At 73.2% G+C, this 16,798-nt stretch carries 15 protein-coding genes; 4 read left to right on the top strand and 11 right to left on the bottom strand.

From position 1 onward, the window contains the following. Positions 1–235: 235 nt before the first annotated feature. Entirely contained in the window at positions 236–556 is a 321-nt protein-coding gene (locus tag LN037_RS26470) for a hypothetical protein (RefSeq protein ID WP_230759129.1), read from the top strand. Positions 557–673: 117 nt separating this feature from the next. On the opposite strand, the gene glnA is transcribed toward LN037_RS26470, so the two are convergent. Beyond that, entirely contained in the window at positions 674–2,125 is a 1,452-nt protein-coding gene (glnA, locus tag LN037_RS26465; protein WP_230759128.1) for a type I glutamate--ammonia ligase, read from the bottom strand. Between the two features lie 313 nt (positions 2,126–2,438). On the opposite strand from glnA, the gene LN037_RS26460 reads away from it, so the two are divergent. Continuing rightward, positions 2,439–2,894, top strand: a complete 456-nt coding sequence (locus LN037_RS26460; RefSeq protein ID WP_230759127.1) for an RDD family protein — start codon at positions 2,439–2,441, stop codon at positions 2,892–2,894. Positions 2,895–2,954: 60 nt separating this feature from the next. Here the strand turns inward: LN037_RS26460 and LN037_RS26455 are convergent, their stop codons facing one another. Next, complete coding sequence (locus tag LN037_RS26455) at positions 2,955–3,698, bottom strand: DUF4191 domain-containing protein (RefSeq protein ID WP_230759126.1); 744 nt, start codon at positions 3,696–3,698, stop codon at positions 2,955–2,957. A gap of 25 nt (positions 3,699–3,723) precedes the next feature. Further along, positions 3,724–4,746, bottom strand: coding sequence for a lipoyl synthase (lipA, locus tag LN037_RS26450; protein ID WP_230759125.1), 1,023 nt, complete (start codon positions 4,744–4,746; stop codon positions 3,724–3,726). 44 nt (positions 4,747–4,790) lie between these two features. Here lipA and LN037_RS26445 point away from each other — a divergent pair, with 44 nt between their 5' ends. After that, positions 4,791–5,714: an LLM class F420-dependent oxidoreductase gene (locus tag LN037_RS26445; protein ID WP_230759124.1), complete on the top strand. Its 924-nt coding sequence runs from the start codon at positions 4,791–4,793 to the stop codon at positions 5,712–5,714. Positions 5,715–5,738: 24 nt separating this feature from the next. Here LN037_RS26445 and LN037_RS26440 read toward each other — a convergent pair whose 3' ends face one another. The 8 genes from LN037_RS26440 to LN037_RS26405 form a co-directional block, all read right to left on the bottom strand. Then, positions 5,739–6,431 (bottom strand): CAP domain-containing protein, encoded by a 693-nt coding sequence (locus LN037_RS26440; RefSeq protein WP_230759123.1) that lies wholly within the window; start codon positions 6,429–6,431, stop codon positions 5,739–5,741. Between the two features lie 159 nt (positions 6,432–6,590). After that, the gene (locus LN037_RS26435; protein WP_230759122.1) at positions 6,591–7,088 is read right to left on the bottom strand and encodes a CAP domain-containing protein; all 498 of its coding nucleotides are present in this window, start codon (positions 7,086–7,088) and stop codon (positions 6,591–6,593) included. A gap of 93 nt (positions 7,089–7,181) precedes the next feature. After that, complete coding sequence (gene lipB, locus LN037_RS26430) at positions 7,182–7,916, bottom strand: lipoyl(octanoyl) transferase LipB (RefSeq protein ID WP_230759120.1); 735 nt, start codon at positions 7,914–7,916, stop codon at positions 7,182–7,184. A gap of 105 nt (positions 7,917–8,021) precedes the next feature. Further along, positions 8,022–9,302: an NAD(P)/FAD-dependent oxidoreductase gene (locus tag LN037_RS26425; protein WP_230759119.1), complete on the bottom strand. Its 1,281-nt coding sequence runs from the start codon at positions 9,300–9,302 to the stop codon at positions 8,022–8,024. Next, positions 9,299–10,186: a TIGR01777 family oxidoreductase gene (locus LN037_RS26420; protein ID WP_230759118.1), complete on the bottom strand. Its 888-nt coding sequence runs from the start codon at positions 10,184–10,186 to the stop codon at positions 9,299–9,301. The genes LN037_RS26425 and LN037_RS26420 overlap by 4 nt, the downstream gene beginning before the upstream one ends. 233 nt (positions 10,187–10,419) lie before the next feature. Beyond that, positions 10,420–12,453, bottom strand: a complete 2,034-nt coding sequence (gene sucB, locus LN037_RS26415; RefSeq protein WP_230759117.1) for a 2-oxoglutarate dehydrogenase, E2 component, dihydrolipoamide succinyltransferase — start codon at positions 12,451–12,453, stop codon at positions 10,420–10,422. 37 nt (positions 12,454–12,490) lie between these two features. Then, positions 12,491–13,873, bottom strand: a complete 1,383-nt coding sequence (gene lpdA / locus LN037_RS26410; RefSeq protein ID WP_230759116.1) for a dihydrolipoyl dehydrogenase — start codon at positions 13,871–13,873, stop codon at positions 12,491–12,493. A 158-nt stretch (positions 13,874–14,031) separates the two neighbouring features. After that, positions 14,032–15,582: a leucyl aminopeptidase gene (locus LN037_RS26405; protein ID WP_230759115.1), complete on the bottom strand. Its 1,551-nt coding sequence runs from the start codon at positions 15,580–15,582 to the stop codon at positions 14,032–14,034. Between the two features lie 89 nt (positions 15,583–15,671). Here LN037_RS26405 and gcvT point away from each other — a divergent pair, with 89 nt between their 5' ends. Further along, on the top strand, positions 15,672–16,793 hold the full coding sequence (gene gcvT, locus LN037_RS26400; protein ID WP_230759113.1) for a glycine cleavage system aminomethyltransferase GcvT: 1,122 nt from the start codon (positions 15,672–15,674) through the stop codon (positions 16,791–16,793). Positions 16,794–16,798: the final 5 nt, after the last annotated feature.

Genomic DNA, 16,798 nt, shown 5'->3' with positions numbered 1-16,798 from the left:
ACTCCTCACGGAAAGTGACTTCTCGGTGTCCGGTGAGCGAGTGCTTCACCTGTGTGGACCGCCATAGAGTCACACAGCGTGCGTACTGAGGCAAGCTTTCCGCAGCCGATTCGCGGTTTTATGTCGAAAATTGACTCTTCTCGCGGCTCATCGTCACGCTCCGTCCATCACTACGGCGGGTGACGTGGGCGGGTCGGCTGGCGCGAGGCCGGGGCGAGGCGTCATCATCGAACACGTGTTCGAGGAGCGCGGGCCGGCGCAGCGGCGCAACGACCGCTCGGGCGCGCTGCAGCGCACCGAGGTGCGCCGCGTGTGGGTGGACCTCGCCGTGGCCTACCCGCGTCCGACCGGTCGGCCGCCCCGTCCGGTCCCCGACGGGGTGGACCTCCAGAGCCGCGTCCCGGGCGAGCTCCTCGGCTGGCGCCGGACGACGACGGGGGAGTGGGTCGGGTGGGTCTGCGTCCCCATCAGCCAGGGTGAGGAGATCCGGTACGTGTACCAGTACGTCGCGGCCGCGGCGCTCTCCCCGCGGGAGGACCTGCGCGACCGGCGGTAGTCGGGCGGCCGGGGACGGGAACCGTCGGGAACGCAGAACGGCCCGGCCCCCGCGCGGGGACCGGGCCGTGGGAGACGCAGCGGAGCGGAGCTCGGCCGTCGACTCGGCTCTGCCGGATCAGCAGTTGTAGTACAGCTCGAACTCGTACGGGTGCGGGCGCAGCCGCAGGCCCGTGACGTCGTCGCGCTTGAGCTCGATCCACTTCTCGATCAGGTCCGAGGTGAACACGCCGCCCTCGAGCAGGTAGTCGTGGTCGGCCTCGAGGTTGTTCACCGCGGCGTCGAGGCTGGCCGGCACCTGCGCGATGTTGGCGGCCTCCTCCGGCGGGAGCTCGTAGAGGTCCTTGTCGACCGGCGTCGGCGGCTCGATCTTGTTCCGGATGCCGTCGAGGCCCGCCATCATCATGGCCGCGAACGACAGGTACGGGTTGCCCGACGAGTCCGGGCAGCGGAACTCGAGGCGCTTGGCCTTCGGGTTGTTGCCGGTGATCGGGATGCGCACGCAGGCCGAGCGGTTCCGGTTCGAGTAGACCAGGTTGATCGGGGCCTCGAAGCCGGGCACCAGGCGGTGGTAGGAGTTCGCGGTGGCGTTGGTGAACGCCACGAGCGAGGGCGCGTGGTGCAGGATGCCGCCGATGTAGTGGCGGGCCAGGTCGGAGAGCCCGGCGTAGCCGTTCTCGTCGTAGAACAGCGGCTCGCCGTTCTTGAACAGCGACTGGTGGCAGTGCATGCCCGAGCCGTTGTCGCCGGCGATCGGCTTCGGCATGAAGGTCACGGTCTTGCCGGCCTGCCACGCCGTGTTCTTGACGATGTACTTGAACAGCTGCAGGTCGTCCGCGGCGTGCAGCAGCGTGTTGAACTTGTAGTTGATCTCGGCCTGGCCGCCGGTGCCGACCTCGTGGTGCAGCTTCTCGAGCTCGAAGCCGGCGTTGATGAGGTTGGTGCCGATCGCGCCGCGCAGGTCCGAGGTCTGGTCGGTCGGCTCGACGGGGAAGTAGCCGCCCTTGGGCTTGATCTTGTAGCCCTTGTTGCCGCCGACCTCGTCGCGGCCGGTGTTCCAGGCGCCCTCGATCGAGTCGACGGCGTAGAACTGGGTGCGCATCGAGGACTCGTAGCGGACCTCGTCGAAGATGTAGAACTCGGCCTCGGGGCCGAAGAAGCACGTGTCGGCGACGTCGACCGTCGACAGGAAGTTCTCCGCCTTGCGGGCCACGTTCCGCGGGTCGCGGCTGTACGCCTCGAGCGTCAGCGGGTCGTGGACGAAGAAGTTCATGTTCAGGGTCTTCTGGGCCCGGAACGGGTCGATGCGCGCGGTCGCCACGTCGGGCAGCAGCGTCATGTCCGACTCGTTGATGGTCTGGAACCCGGTGACCGACGATCCGTCGAAGGCGAGACCGTCCTCGAAGACGGCGTCGTTGAACTCCGAGGCGGGCACGGTGAAGTGCTGCATCTGGCCGGGGAGGTCGCAGAACCGGACGTCGACGTACTGCACCCCCTCGTCGGAGATGTACTTGAAGACCTCGTCCTTGTTGCCGAACACTCTCGCTGGCTCCTTCTCTGGCACTGTCATCACGGCCGAGCGACCCCCGCCCGGCCGGGATCGCCTCACCGTTTCAGGTGACCCGGACGCTAGGCGGCGGACGTTTCTCGCTCGTCGCACCGGTGTTTCACAGCAGTTAACGGGCACGTGTCACACGTCTCGCCCGCTCCCTGGGGGCACGGTCGGCCTCGTTGCCGTGACGCGCCCCGACATCGCGGCACCGTAGCCTGTCAGAGTGTCCTGGTTTCGTGAATGGCTCACCGACGACGGGCCTGATCGGGCGTCGAGTGGTGGCCCGGAAGGTCGGGAACGTCCCGATCGGCCCTCCCGCGAGGCACGCGACGTGGCCGGCGCTGGGCCGAACGGGCGTCCCTCGTCGGTGCGCGGTGCGACCCGCGCCGAGGACGTCGACGACGGGTATCCCGGTCGCGACCTCGGGCTCCCCGAGACCGGCCCCGGCTCGGTCGCGAGCGCCCCGCTGCGCCTCGGTCAGTTCGTGCTCGACCTGCTCGTCGGCGGCCTCGTGGCCGCGGCGTTCTCGTTCCCGGCCCCGCCGGAGCTGAGCCTCGTCGTGTGGGCCGTGCTCGTCACCGTCCCGGTGGCGGTGATCGGGCAGACGCCCGCGATGGTGGTCACCGGGATGCGGGTGCTGCGCGTCGACGGCGCCGAGCGGGTGGGGCCGTGGGCGCTCGCCCGCACCGTGTCGCTGTTCTTCGTCATCCCCGCAGCGATCATGGACCGGGACGGTCGCGGCCTGCACGACCGCGTCAGCCGCACCGTGGTGGTGCGCACGCGCTGAGGCGACGGCGGGCCGCGTCGCCCGCCGCCCCCGTCCCGAGCCGGACCCGTCGTCGGGACGCTAGCGACGGCGGACCGTGCGCTGCATGCCCTTCATCTGCGCACCCTTGGGCACCGGGCCCTTCGGCATGGCCGGGCCACCGCGGCCGGCGATGGCCGCGAGGCGCTTCTCGAGGGTGTCCATCTGCGAGCGGTCGATGTTGCGGGGGAGCTTCGCCATGTGGCGCTGCAGCTTGGAGAGCTGGACCTCGCCCTCGGCGTTGCCGACCGCGACCTCGTAGATCGGCACCTGCCCCGCGACGCGCGCGACCTTCTTCTTCTCCTGCGCGAGCAGGCCCTTCGTGCGGTGCGAGGCGCCCTCGGCCACGAGGACCACGCCCGGTCGCCCGATCACGCGGTGCACCACGTCGAGCTGGGTGGTCCCCGCGACGGCCTGCGTGACCCGCCACGGACCGCGCATGTTGTCCAGCGCCCACCCGGCGGCCCCGGGCTGGCCGTCGGCCTTCGCGTAGACGTTGTTCTGCACGCGGCGGCCGAACACGATCATCGCGACGGCGAGGCCGAGGATGACGCCGATCGGCACCAGGTACCACGACTGCCCGAGCAGCAGGCCGATGACCAGGAAGATCAGGGCGGTCACGACGACCGCGCCGATCATCAGCGGCAGGAGGAGCTTGTCCTCCTTGCGCTGCATCTGGAAGGCCTGCCAGATCTGCGACCAGCGCTGCTTGCGGGCGGCGCGCGCAGCCTGCCTGGCGGCCTTCTTCTCTTCCTTGGTCGCCTTACCGGCAGTGCCCTTGGCCATGTTCACCATTCTGCCGGATGCGCACCTACGTGCGGCGCGCGAGGACCGATCCGACCTCCTGGCGCGCCTCGCCCTCGGCGGCCAGCTCCTCCATGCCCTCGGGCAGCGCCTCGCCGCGGTGCAGCTTCGCCTGCGCGTAGAGCCGGCCCGCGCGGTACGACGAGCGCACCAGCGGCCCGGCCATGACGCCGGCGATGCCCATCTCCACGGCGGCGTCCCGGTGCTCGACGAACTCCTCGGGCTTCACCCAGCGCTCCACCGGGTGGTGGCGCAGCGAGGGGCGCAGGTACTGGGTGAGGGTCAGCAGGTCGCACCCGGCGTCGTGCAGGTCCTGCATCGCCGCCGTGACCTCCTCGGGGGTCTCGCCCATGCCGAGGATGAGGTTGGACTTCGTAACGAGGCCCGCGGCGCGCGCCTTGCGGATCACGTCGAGCGAGCGCTCGTAGCGGAACGCCGGGCGGATGCGGCGGAAGATGCGCGGCACCGTCTCGAGGTTGTGCGCGAGCACCTCGGGGGCGGAGTCGAAGACCGGGCCGAGCTGGTCGTCCCGGTCGTCGAAGTCGGGGATCAGCAGCTCGACGCCGGTGCCGGGGTTCAGCGCGTGGACCTGGCGGACCGTCTCGGCGTAGAGCCAGGACCCGCCGTCGTCGAGGTCGTCACGGGCGACGCCGGTGATCGTCGAGTAGCGCAGGCCCATCTGGCGCACCGACTCGGCGACCTTGCGGGGCTCGTCCCGGTCGAGCGGCGAGGGCCTCCCGGTGTCGATCTGGCAGAAGTCGCACCGCCGGGTGCACTGCTCGCCGCCGATGAGGAAGGTCGCCTCGCGGTCCTCCCAGCACTCGTAGATGTTGGGGCAGCCCGCCTCCTCGCACACCGTCGCGAGGCCCGCCGAGCGCACCATGCCCTTGAGCTCGGAGAAGTTCGGACCGGTCTGCACCCGCGTGCGGATCCAGTCGGGCTTGCGCTCGATCGGCGTCTGCGAGTTGCGGACCTCGAGGCGGAGCAGCTTGCGTCCGGCCGGGGCCGTGGGGTCAGCGCTCGTGGTCACGGGTACCAGACTACGCCCGCTCCCCCGTTAGGCTGATCAACGCTATGGACCTCCGGATCTTCACCGAACCGCAGCAGGGTGCCACGTATGAGGACCTGCTCCGCGTCGCCCGGTGCGCGGAGGACTGCGGCTTCGACGCCTTCTTCCGCTCCGACCACTTCCTCGCCATGAACGGCTCGACCGGCCTACCCGGACCGACCGACGCGTGGGTCACCCTCGGTGCCCTCGCCCGCGAGACCTCCACGATCCGGCTCGGCACGATGATGACGTCGGTCACCTTCCGGCTGCCCGGCCCGCTCGGCGTCGCCGTGTCCCAGGTCGACCAGATGTCCGGCGGCCGCGTGGAACTCGGCATCGGCACCGGCTGGTACGAGGCCGAGCACCACGCCTACGGCATCCCCTTCCCGACGACGGGTGCCCGCTTCGACATGCTCGCCGAGCAGTTGGAGGTGCTCACCGGGGCGTGGCGCACGCCGGTGGGGCAGACCTACACCTTCCACGGCGACCACTACCGGTTCACCGAGAGCCCCGGGCTGCCCAAGCCGCAGCAGGAGCCGCACCCGCCGATCATCGTGGGCGGGTCCGGCCCCCGGCGCACGCCCGCCCTGGCGGCGCGGTTCGCCGACGAGGTCAACGTGCCGTTCGCGTCGGTCGACCAGGTCGCGGCGCAGTACGGCCGGGTGGACGAGGCGTGCGCGGCGATCGGGCGCGACCCCACAGCCCTGCACCGGTCCACGGCCCAGGTGCTCTGCGCGGGGGCGACCGAGGCCGACGTGGTGCGGCGGGCCGCCGCGATCGGCCGCGAGCCCGACGAGCTGCGCGCCCACGGCATCGCCGGGACCGCCGCGGAGGTCACCGAGCGGCTCGAGGCGTTCGGCGCGGTCGGCGTGCAGCGGGTGTACCTGCAGGTGCTCGACCTGTCCGACCTGGAGCACCTGGAGTTCGTCGCCCAGGTGTGCGGCCTCTGAGGTCGTTCGGAGGTCGGCGGGCGCTCAGCGCCCGAACTCCTGCACCCAGTAGTTCTCCGCCTCGCCCACCCCGAGGGTGCGGAAGGAGCAGTCCAGGATGTTGCGGCGGTGCCCGGGGGAGTTCATCCAGTCGTCCATGACCTCGTCCGCGCTGGTCTGTCCCTGGGCGATGTTCTCGCCACCCGGGTCGTCGTAGCCCGCCGCCCGCACCCGGTCGGAGAAGTCCGAGCCGTCGGGACCGGTGTGCGAGAACGTCCCGGTGCGCGCCATGAGGGCCGCGTAGTCCGCGGCGGCCCGGTCCAGTGTGGCGTTGCCGGCGACCGGGCCGCAGCCGGCCTCGGCCCGCTCCGCGTTGACGAGGGCGAGGACCCGGCCGGTCGGTCCCGTCGCGACGGCGGGTGCGGCGGCCCGGGTGGTGGTGCGGCGGGTGGTCGTGGTCGCCGTGGTGGTCGTCGTGCTCGACGCCGTGGTGGTCGTGGGGACCGGTGCCGCCGCGGGGAGGGGCGGCAGGGCGAGGGGGACCGGGGCGGGGAGCGCGGGCAGGGCGGGCAGGGCGGCGACCGCGCCGGCGTCCTGCACCGCGGTGTCGGCCGACCAGGGCCGCAGGGTGAGCACGGCGGCGAGGAGGCCGAGCACGACGACCGCGGCGCCGACGCCGACGACGGTCCGGGAGCGTCGCTGCCGGCGCGGGTCGTGCTCGAAGCGATGGAGGCCCACGCGCCGAACCTGGCAGGAGCGTCAGGTCACGGGAAGGTCACGGGCGGCGGGGGCGGCGAACGGTCCGTCGGGGCGGGGCGGTCGACGAACGGTGCGGCCGTCCGGGGCAGCCGACTGCCCCGGACGACCGCACCCGTCGTCGGGATGACTCGGGATGACTCAGTAGCCGAAGTTCTGGACCCAGTAGTTCCGGGTCCCGGCCACGCCCACGCCGATCGTGGTGAACCGGCAGTTGAGGATGTTGGCGCGGTGGCCGGCGGAGTTCATCCACGCGGTGACCACGGCCTTCGCGTCGGCCTGGCCGTAGGCGATGTTCTCGCCGCCCGGGCTCGGGTAGCCGGCGGCCTTGAGGCGGTCGACGAAGCTCGACCCGTTCTGCCCGGTGTGCGAGAACGTGCCGGTCGAGGCCATCCACTCCGCGTGGGCCTGGGCGGCGCGGTCGATGCGCGCGTCGCGGACGAGGGCCTTGCAGCCCGCCTGCTGCCGCTGCTGGTTGGTGAGGGACACGACCTGGGAGAGCCAGGTCGCCTGGGTCGGGGTCACCGCGGCGGACGCGGCCGGCGCGAGGAAGGTGAGTCCGGCCAGGACCAGGGCCGCGACGAGCCCGGCGCCCGCGCGGCCGCGTCGGCCTGCCGTTCGGATGTCGTCGTGGTTCATGCCACCACGGTCGGCGGCCGACCGGACCCGCACGACGTTTGTCGTCACCATCCGCGACGAGCGGTCACTGAGAGCAGCTAGCCGGTTGAAAGATTACAACATCTGGACGGGGACGTTACCCACCATCAGCGTATCCGTGACCTCCGGACGGACCAAGGAGTGGTCACGGACCGGCAGATCTCCCGCGAACGCGGCCAGCATGGCGTCACGGACGGCGGAGCGGACGTCGTCCACACCGACGCGCCGACCGAGCTCGGCGGTCAGGCTCGTGACGCCCGCGTCGGTGATCCCGCAGGGGACGATCGCGCCGAAGGCGGTGAGGTCGGGGTCGGCGTTGAGGGCGAACCCGTGCAGGGTCACGCCGCGGGCCACCCGGACCCCGATCGCCGCGATCTTGCGTTCGGGCCGCCCGGCACCCGCGGCGAGCCACACCCCGGAGCGGCCGTCGACGCGCCCCGTGTCGAGGCCGTAGCTCGCGCAGACCGCGATCAGTGCCTCCTCGAGGCGACGGACGTGGTCGACGACGTCGAAGGGCTGCCCGAGCTTGAGGATGGGGTAGCCGACGAGCTGCCCCGGGCCGTGCCAGGTGATCCGTCCGCCCCGGTCCACGTCGACGACGGGCGTGCCGTCGGCCGGACGGTCCTCGGGCTGGGTGCGCTTCCCGGCGGTGTAGACGCTGGGGTGCTCGAGCAGCATGAGCACGTCGGGCCCGGAGTCGTCGGCCCGCGCGGCGTGGTGGGCACGCTGCTGGTCCCACGCGGCGGTGTACTCGACGGTGCCGAGGTCGAGCACCTCGACCGGCTCACTGCTCGCGCGGTGGGAACCCATGGGGTCGAACCTACTCCGGCGCGCGCACCCCCCTGTGGCAGGAAAGCGTCGTTGCTGTCACGCCGCGACAGCAACGACGCTTTCCTGCCACCGGAAGGGGCGGGCTCAGCCCAGCGCCGCCAGCGCCGCCCGGGCCGTGCGGCGGCCGGAGACCAGCGCGCCCTGCACGGACGGGGTGTCCCGGTGGTCGCCGGCCACGAACAGGCGGTCGCCGAGGTCCACGGGGCGGCGCAGGCCGGGCGGGGTCGGCGGCGGGGTCGCGGGCAGGGCGTGCGGGATCTCGCGGGTGGCGAGGTGCTCCCAGTGCGCCGTCCCCGTGCCCCAGATCCGTTCGAGCTCGGCCCGCAGCCGCGGCTCGGGCAGCGCCTCGCCGCCGAGCACCGTGGAGACCACGAGGTGGCGGTGGTCGGGGGAGTAGGACGGCACCGCAGCGGTGAGCACCATCGTGTTGACCACCGGCCCGCCGGTGCCGTCGAGGTGCAGCAGCCCCTGACGGGTCGGCGGGCGGTCGGTGACGTGGTAGTGGCTGGTCAGGGCGAACGGCCGGGGCGCCTCGACGCGGCCCCCGAGGAGCCCGGCCGCGTCGGTGCCCTCGGTCGCGACGATCACCGCGCCGGCCCGCACCGTCCCGGCGTCCGTTCCCACCCGGCCGGAGGCGACCTCCCGGACCGGGGTGTCCAGCCGCACGGTGCCTGCGGGCAGGCGGGCCGCGAGGTGCGTCGTCATCGCGCCGATGCCGCGGCCGGGCAGGGTCAGGTCCCCGAGGGCGAAGGTGCGCCAGAACAGGGAGACGACCCGCGACGACGTCGCGAGCTCGCCGTCACCCAGCACCCCGGCGAGGAACGGCCGCAGGAAGCGGTCGACGTCGCCGTCGCGGAGCCCGAAGCGGGCGAGGTCCTCGGCCGCGGACCGCTCGGGCGCGGCGGCCTGGCGCTGCGGCGGCACCAGGACCGACCGGGCGGTGAAGCCGGCGATGCCGAGCTTGCCGCGCAGCGAGATCAGCCGGGTCAGCGCGGTGCGCGGCAGCCAGGTGGGGCGCCGCGCGACCCGGTGCAGCACGCCGTCCTCGGTGCGCACGGCGGCCCCGGGCACGAAGGGGTGCAGGTCGAGCGCGTCGAGGTCCACGGCCGCGCGCAGCGCCGGGTAGGAGGTGTTGAGGATCTGGAACCCGCGGTCGACGAGGAACCCGTCGACGACGTCGGTCCGCACCCGGCCGCCGACCCCGTCGGACGCCTCGCACACCAGCACCGACCGCCCGGACCGCGCCACCGTCCGCGCCGCGTTGAGGCCGGCGAGCCCGGCCCCGACGACGAGGACGTCGACCGCGTCCGGCAGCGGCCCGCCGCCCCGCTCCGGCTCCGCCGTGCTGCGCGTCGCCCCGCTCACTCCAGCACCGCGGCGAGCGCGGTCTGCACCGTCTGGTGCGAGAAGGTGTAGCCCTCGCGTTCCAGTACGCCGGGCAGCACCCGCTGGCTGACGAGGACGCCCTCGTCGGCGAACTCCCCGAGCACGGCGCGCATGGCGAAGCCCGGCACGATCCACGGCGCCGGCCGGTGCACGGTCGCCGCCATCACCTTGGTGAACTCGGCGTTCGTCACCGGCGCCGGGCCCGTGGCGTTGAGCGGGCCGACCACGGAGTCGTGCTCGAGGGCGTAGGTGATCGCCCCGACCTCGTCGTCGAGGGAGATCCACGGCCAGTACTGCTCGCCCGAGCCGAGCTTGCCGCCCAGCCCGAACGAGAAGATCGGCTTGAGGCGACCCATGAGACCGCCGGAGTGCGAGAGGACCAGCCCGGTGCGGATCAGCACCACGCGGGCGCCGGCCTCGACCGCCGGGGCCGTCGCGTTCTCCCAGTCGCGCACGAGGTCGGCGAGGAACCCGCGCCCGCGGGCCCCGCTCTCGTCCACCGCGACCTGACCGGTGTCGCCGTAGTACCCGACGGCCGAGCCGCTGAGCATCACCGGGATCCCGTGGGCGGCGACGGCGCGGGCCAGCACGTCGGTGGGGATGGTGCGGCTGTCGCGCAGCTCCTGCTTGTAGGCGCCCGACCAGCGCTTGTCGCCGATGCCCGCGCCCGACAGGTTGATCACCGCGTCGGCGCCGTCGAGGGCGCCGTCGTCGATCCGGCCCGACGGCGGGTCCCACCCGCGCTCGTCCGGGGCCTGCGGGGTGCGCCGCACGAGGCGGATCACCTCGTGCCCGGCTGCGCGCAGGTGGGGGACCAGGGCGGTGCCGATGAGCCCGGAGGAACCTGAGATGACGACGCGCATGACGGTGATCGTCGCGGAGTCGCGGGTGCGGCGCGACCTGGACACGCTGTCCGGTTCGTCCGGGCCTCGCCCCGTGAGGGGAACCCTCGTGCCACAAGAGCGCTCGAATCCTCCCCTCACCGGGCCTCACCGAGCCTCACCGGGCCTCACCGGGCCTCACCGGGCCTCACCGACGACGAGGGCCCCGCCGCAGCTCGCGGCGGGGCCCTCGGTCGGGACGGGACGGGCGGTGCCTACACCAGGCCGAGGTCCGCCTCGAACGCACCGGCCTCGAGGCGTGCCTTCACCGACCCGAGGAACCGGGCGGCGTCGGCGCCGTCGACGATGCGGTGGTCGTAGGACAGGCAGAGGTAGACCGTCGACCGGATCGCGATCGACTCGCCGCCCTCGCTGTCGCTGACCACCACGGGCTTCTTGACGACGGCCCCGGTGCCGAGGATGCCGACCTGCGGCTGGTTGATGATCGGGGTGTCGATCAGCGCGCCGCGCGAGCCCGTGTTCGTGATGGTGAACGTGCCGCCCGAGAGCTCGTCCGGGGCGATCTTGTTGTCCCGGGTCCGCTGCGCGACGTCGGCGATCTTGCGGGCCAGCCCGCCGAGGTTGAGGTCCCCGGCGTCGTGGATGACCGGCACGATCAGCCCGGCGGGGGAGTCCACGGCGATCCCGAGGTGCTCGGAGCCGTGGTAGGTCACCTCGCCCTTCTCGGTGTCGATCATCGCGTTGACGACCGGGTGCGCCTTGAGCGCCTCCACGGTGGCCAGCGCCATGAACGGCAGGAAGGACAGCTTCACGCCCTCGCGGCGCTCGAAGTCGGCCTTCGCCCGGTCCCGCAGGCGCGCGATCCGGGTGACGTCGGCCTCGACCACCGTCGTGAGCTGCGCCGAGGTCTGCAGCGACTCGACCATGCGCTTCGCGATCGTCGCGCGGCGCCGGGAGAGCTTCTGCGTGGTGCCCCGCAGTCCGGAGTCGTCCGGCGTCGGGATGTTGGGGCTGCGGTTCGCCGCCGGCTTCTGCACCTCGCCGCCGTGCACCGCGCCCTGCGACCCGTCGGACGGGGTCGCGGCCGGCTCGTTCGCCGACGGCGCGGCGTACGCCTGCTGCGTGGCCTTGTCCTGCTCCTCGGCCGCGGCGACGACGTCCTGCTTGCGGATGCGCCCGCCGACCCCGGTGCCCGAGACCGACGACAGGTCGACCCCGCGCTCCTGCGCGAGCTTGCGGACCAGCGGCGTGACGTAGGGCGAGCCCGCCGCCTCGCCGCCACCGGTGCCGTTCGACGGTGCCCCGCCGGACTCCAGCGACCCCGCGTTCGCCGGGCCGCTCGGACCGGCCGGCTGCTCGGTCTCGTGGGACACGTAGTCGTCCGCACCGGAAGCGGCGACCGCCCCGTCGGAGCTCTGCGCCGTGTTCTGGCCGTCGGACGACGCGGGCTGCGCCTCCGGCTCGGGCTGCTGCTGCTCCTGGCGCGGCTCGGGCTCCGACGCGGTGTCCGTGGACTCCTGCGCGTCGGGCCCGGACTGCGCCTCGGGCTGGGCCGACCCGCCACCGGAGCCACCGCCCGCCGAGCCGTCCCCGACGACCGCGAGGGCGCCGCCGACCTCGACGGTGTCGTCCTCGTTCGCCTTGATCTCGAGCAGCGTGCCCGCGACCGGCGACGGGATCTCGGTGTCGACCTTGTCGGTGGACACCTCCAGCAGCGGCTCGTCGACCTCGACGGAGTCGCCGACCTGCTTGAGCCAGCGGGTGATCGTGCCCTCGGTGACCGACTCGCCGAGCGCCGGCATCTCGATCGTCGTGCCGGAGCCGCCCCCGGAGCCCCCGGAGCCCCCGGAGCCCCCGGAGCCCCCGGAGCCCCCGGAGCCCCCGGAACCCCCGGAGCCGCTGCCGCCACCGGACGACGCCGGGGCCGGTTCGGGCTCGGGCTCGGACTGCTGCTGCGCCGGCTCGGGCTCGGGCTCGGGCTCGGGTTCCGGCTCGGGCTGGGCCTCGGCCTGTCCGCCCCCGGAGCCACCGGAGCTGCCGCCGTCGTCGTCACCGTCGCCGATGACCGCGAGGTCGCCGCCGATCTCCACGGTGTCGTCCTCGTTGGCGACGATGCGCTGGAGGATCCCCGCCTGCGGCGACGGGATCTCGGTGTCGACCTTGTCCGTCGACACCTCCAGCAGCGGCTCGTCGACCTCGACGTGGTCGCCCTCCTGCTTCAGCCACCGGGTGATGGTGCCCTCGGTGACGCTCTCACCGAGAGCAGGCATCTGGACGGTGTAGGCCATCGTGCTCGGTACTCCCTCGTCGAACCGGTGTGGGCGATCAGCCGTGCGCGTGCAGGGGCTTGCCGGCGAGCGCCAGGTGCGCCTCGCCGAACGCCTCGTTCTGCGTGGGGTGGGCGTGGACGAGGTTCGCGACCTCGACCGGCAGAGCCTCCCAGTTGTAGACCAGCTGCGCCTCCCCGACGAGCTCGCCGATCCGGGCGCCGATCATGTGCACGCCGACCACCGGGGCGTCGTCGCCGGTGCCGCCCTTGACGAGCTTGATGGCGCCGGCGGTGCGCAGGATCTGCGACTTGCCGTTGCCCGCGAGGTCGTAGGTCGTGGTGACGACCTCGCCGTAGGCCTCCTTGGCCTGCGCCTCGGTGAGGCCGACCGAGGCGATCTCGGGCTCGCAGTAGGTGACCCGCGGGATGCCCGTCTCGTCGATCACCGGCGGGTTGAGCCCCGCGATCTCCTCGGCGACGAAGATGCCCTGCTGGAAGCCGCGGTGCGCGAGCTGCAGGCCCGGGACGATGTCGCCGACGGCGTAGACGTTGCCGACACCGGTGCGCAGGCGCTCGTCGGTGCGCACGAAGCCGCGGTCGAGCGTGACGCCCTGCTCCTCGTACCCGAGGTCGGCGGTGTTCGGGCCGCGCCCGACCGCCACCAGCAGGAGGTCGGCCTCGATCTGCTCGCCGTTCTCCAGGCTGATCGTCACCGCGTCGGCGGACTGCTCGACGCCGGTGAACTTCGTGCCGATCTTGTAGGCGATCTTGCGCTTGCGGAACTGGCGCTCGAGCTGCTTGGAGAGGAACTCGTCCTCGTTGGGCACCAGGTGCGGCAGCGCCTCGACGATGGTCACCTCGGACCCGAAGGACTTCCACACGCTGGCGAACTCACAGCCGATGACGCCGCCGCCGAGCACGACCACGCGGTCGGGCACGTAGTCGAGGTTGATCGCCTCGGTGGAGGTGATGACGCGGCCGCCGAGCTCGAGCCCGGGCAGCGTCTTGGAGTACGAGCCGGAGGCGAGCACGACGTTGCGGCCGGTGTAGCGCTGGCCGTCGACCTCGACGGTGTCCTGCCCGACGAGGCGCCCGTGGCCCTCGATCATGGTGACCTTGCGGGACTTGATCAGCCCCTGCAGGCCCTTGTAGAGCTTCGCGACGACGCCGTCCTTGTAGGAGTTGACGCCGCTCATGTCGATGCCCGACAGCGAGCTCTTCACACCGATCTGCTCGCCCTCACGGGCGTTGTCGGCGACCTCGGCGGCGTGCAGCAGCGCCTTGGTCGGGATGCAGCCCCGGTGCAGGCAGGTCCCGCCGAGCTTGTCTTGCTCGACGAGCGCCACCGAGAGCCCCAGCTGCGCCGCGCGCAACGCGCAGGCGTAGCCGCCGGAACCCCCGCCCAGGATGAGGACGTCGTAGGTGTCGCTCTCGCTCAACTCACTTCTCCCGCGTCGGCGTGTGACGTGCGGCGTTCCCGACGGCCGGTGTCACCGGCTCGGGAACCGCCGGCCCCGTCGTCGGAACGAGTCGGAACCGGTTCTCGACGTCCATCCTTCCACCGCAGGCAAACCGGCCGCCGGGGTGATCGATCACGTCAGCCGTGCGCGGCGACGTCGGCCAGGACGGCGGCCAGGGTCCGCACCGGCATCCCGGTGCCCCCGCGGGGCGTGTAGCCGTGCGCCCCGCCGGTGTTGAAGGCCGGCCCCGCGACGTCGACGTGCGCCCACGGCACGCCGTCGGCCACGAACTCGCGCAGGAACAGACCGGCCGCGAGCATCCCGCCGAAGCGGTGGTTGGTGACGTTCGCGATGTCGGCCACCCGCGAGTCGAGGTCGCCGCGCAGCTCCTCGGGCAGCGGCATCGCCCAGGCGCCCTCGCCGACCGAGGCGGCCGCCGCGGTCACCCGGTCGCGGAACGCGTCCTCGCCCATGATCCCGGCGGTGCGCGAGCCCAGTGCCACGACCTGCGCGCCGGTGAGCGTCGAGGTCTCCACCAGGTAGTCGGGGGCGTCCTCGCAGGCCCGCACGATCGCGTCGGCGAGGATCAGGCGGCCCTCGGCGTCGGTGTTGAGCACCTCGACGGTCTTCCCGCCGTACATCGTGAGCACGTCGCCGGGACGGTAGGCGGTCCCCGACGGCATGTTCTCGGCCATCGGCACCCACGCGCTGACGTTCACCGCGAGGCCCAGCTCGGCGGCCAGGCAGGTCGCGGCGATGACGCAGGCGGCCCCGGACATGTCCGAGGTCATGTGGTCCATGTTCGCGGCCGGCTTGATCGAGATGCCGCCGGTGTCGAACGTGATGCCCTTCCCGACCAGCGCGACCGTGCGCGTGGCGTCGGGGTGGGTGTGGGTCAGGTGCACCAGCCGGGGCGGACGCGACGAGCCGCCGCCGACCCCGAGGACGCCGCCGAACCCGCCGTCGGCCAGCTGGGCGTCGTCGAGCACCTCGACGCCGAGCCCGACCGTCTCCGCCAGGTCGGTGGCGCGCCGGGCGAACTCGGCCGGGTAGAGGTCGTTCGGCGGGGTGTTGATCAGGTCGCGGGCGGCGCACACGGCCCGCGCCGTCATCGCCGCGTCGGCGAGCCGGGCGCGCTCGCGCTCGGGGGCGCCGCCGCTGCCGCCGGGCGAGCCCAGGAAGTACACCGTGCGGGCCGGGCCGTCCTGCGCCGTGCGGTACTCGGTGAAGGAGTAGGCCCCGAGCACCGTGCCCTCCACCGCCGCGGTGAGGTCGAGCTCGGAGAGCGTGGAGCCGATCGTCGTCGCGCCCTTCGGCAGGGCCCGCGCGGCGGCGCCCGACGCGCGGCGCACCTGCTCGGCGACGTCCGGGCCGCCCTGCAGACCCGTGGCGGCGGACTCCGGGCCGAGGCCCACCGCGAGCAGCACCGGCGCGGTGACCGCCCCGCGCGTCGGGACCTTGACGACCTCCTCGGCCTTGCCGGTGGCCCCCGTCAGGGCCAGCAGCGCGGTCAGCTCGCCGCCGAAGGCGGCGTCGACGCCCTGCGCCCCGACCAGCACCGGGGCGACCGGCTCGTCGGAGTCCCCGTCACCCGCGGCGGCCCCGGGGCGCAGGCCGACGACGAGGACGTCGACGACCGCCCCCGCCGCCTGGGCGTCGCTGAGTTCGAGGTCGGGCAGGGTAGTCACGATCGGTGCGCCTCCGGTGCTGCTGGTGGATGTGATCGCATGCTAGGACCGACCCCCGACGGCGTGCCGTGCCGTACGGTCCCGGACCCGTGACCGAACAGCGACAGGACCTGCGCCGGAGCCCCCTGCACGCCCGCCACGAGGCCCTGGGTGCCACGTTCGCCCCGTTCGGCGGCTGGGAGATGCCCGTCCAGTACTCCGGCACGGTCGCCGAGCACACCGCCACCCGCGAGGCCGTCGGCCTGTTCGACGTCAGCCACCTCGGCAAGGTGCGCATCAGCGGCCCGGGCGCGGCCGCCTTCGTCGACCGGTGCCTGACCAACGACCTGGGCCGGATCGTCCCGGGCAAGGCGCAGTACACGCTCTGCTGCGCCGCCGACGGCGGCGTGGTCGACGACCTCATCCTCTACCTCGTCGGCGACGACGAGGTCTTCGCCGTGCCCAACGCCGCGAACTCCGCCGGCGTCGGCCGCCAGCTCGCGGACGCCGCCCCCGACGGCATCACGGTCACCGACGAGCACGACGCGCACGTCGTGCTCGCGGTGCAGGGTCCGCGCTCGCGGGCGGTCCTCGCCGAGACCGGGGTGCTCCCCGAGACCGGCGACGTCGACCTCGACTACATGGCCTTCGTCGACAGCACGTGGGAGGACCGCGAGGTCCGCGTCTGCCGCACCGGCTACACCGGCGAGCACGGCTACGAGCTGATCGCCCCCGCCGAGGTCGCGGAGACCCTGTGGGACGCGCTCGCCGCCGTCGTCGCCGAGCAGGGCGGCCTGCCCGCCGGGCTCGGCGCCCGCGACACGCTGCGCACCGAGGCCGGGCTGCCGCTGCACGGCCAGGACCTCGGGCCGGAGATCACGCCGGTCCAGGCCCGGGTCGGCTTCGCGGTCGGCTGGAAGAAGGCGGAGTTCTGGGGCCGCGAGGCGCTGCTCGCCGAGCGCGAGCGGGGGCCCCGCCGGCGGGCGTGGGGTCTGAAGGCGTCCGGGCGCGGGGTCCCGCGCGCGCACATGACGGTGACCGTCGGCGGCAGCCCGGTGGGGGAGACGACCTCGGGCACCTTCTCGCCGACGCTGCGGACCGGCATCGCGCTCGCGCTGCTGGACACCGCCGCCGGCCTGTCGGAGGGTGACGTCGTCAGCATCGACGTCCGTGGCCGCGCGCTCGAGTGCGAGGTCGTGGCGCCGCCCTTCGTCGCCTCCCACGTGCGGTGATCGCC

Source organism: Actinomycetospora soli (genome assembly GCF_021026295.1).
GTDB classification, from domain to species: Bacteria; Actinomycetota; Actinomycetes; order Mycobacteriales; family Pseudonocardiaceae; genus Actinomycetospora; species Actinomycetospora soli.
Note: the sequence above shows the minus strand (reverse complement) of the source record. Positions and strands in the feature narration are given on the sequence as shown.

Bases quoted from the DNA above. Each gene is read 5' to 3' on its own strand.
- glnA (WP_230759128.1), bottom strand. From the start codon at position 2,125: ATGACAGTGCCAGAGAAGGAGCCAGCGAGAGTGTTCGGCAACAAGGAC.
- LN037_RS26455 (WP_230759126.1), bottom strand. From the start codon at position 3,698: ATGGCCAAGGGCACTGCCGGTAAGGCGACCAAGGAAGAGAAGAAGGCC.
- LN037_RS26445 (WP_230759124.1), top strand. From the start codon at position 4,791: ATGGACCTCCGGATCTTCACCGAACCGCAGCAGGGTGCCACGTATGAG.
- LN037_RS26435 (WP_230759122.1), bottom strand. From the start codon at position 7,088: ATGAACCACGACGACATCCGAACGGCAGGCCGACGCGGCCGCGCGGGC.
- lipB (WP_230759120.1), bottom strand. From the start codon at position 7,916: ATGGGTTCCCACCGCGCGAGCAGTGAGCCGGTCGAGGTGCTCGACCTC.
- LN037_RS26420 (WP_230759118.1), bottom strand. From the start codon at position 10,186: ATGCGCGTCGTCATCTCAGGTTCCTCCGGGCTCATCGGCACCGCCCTG.
- sucB (WP_230759117.1), bottom strand. From the start codon at position 12,453: ATGGCCTACACCGTCCAGATGCCTGCTCTCGGTGAGAGCGTCACCGAG.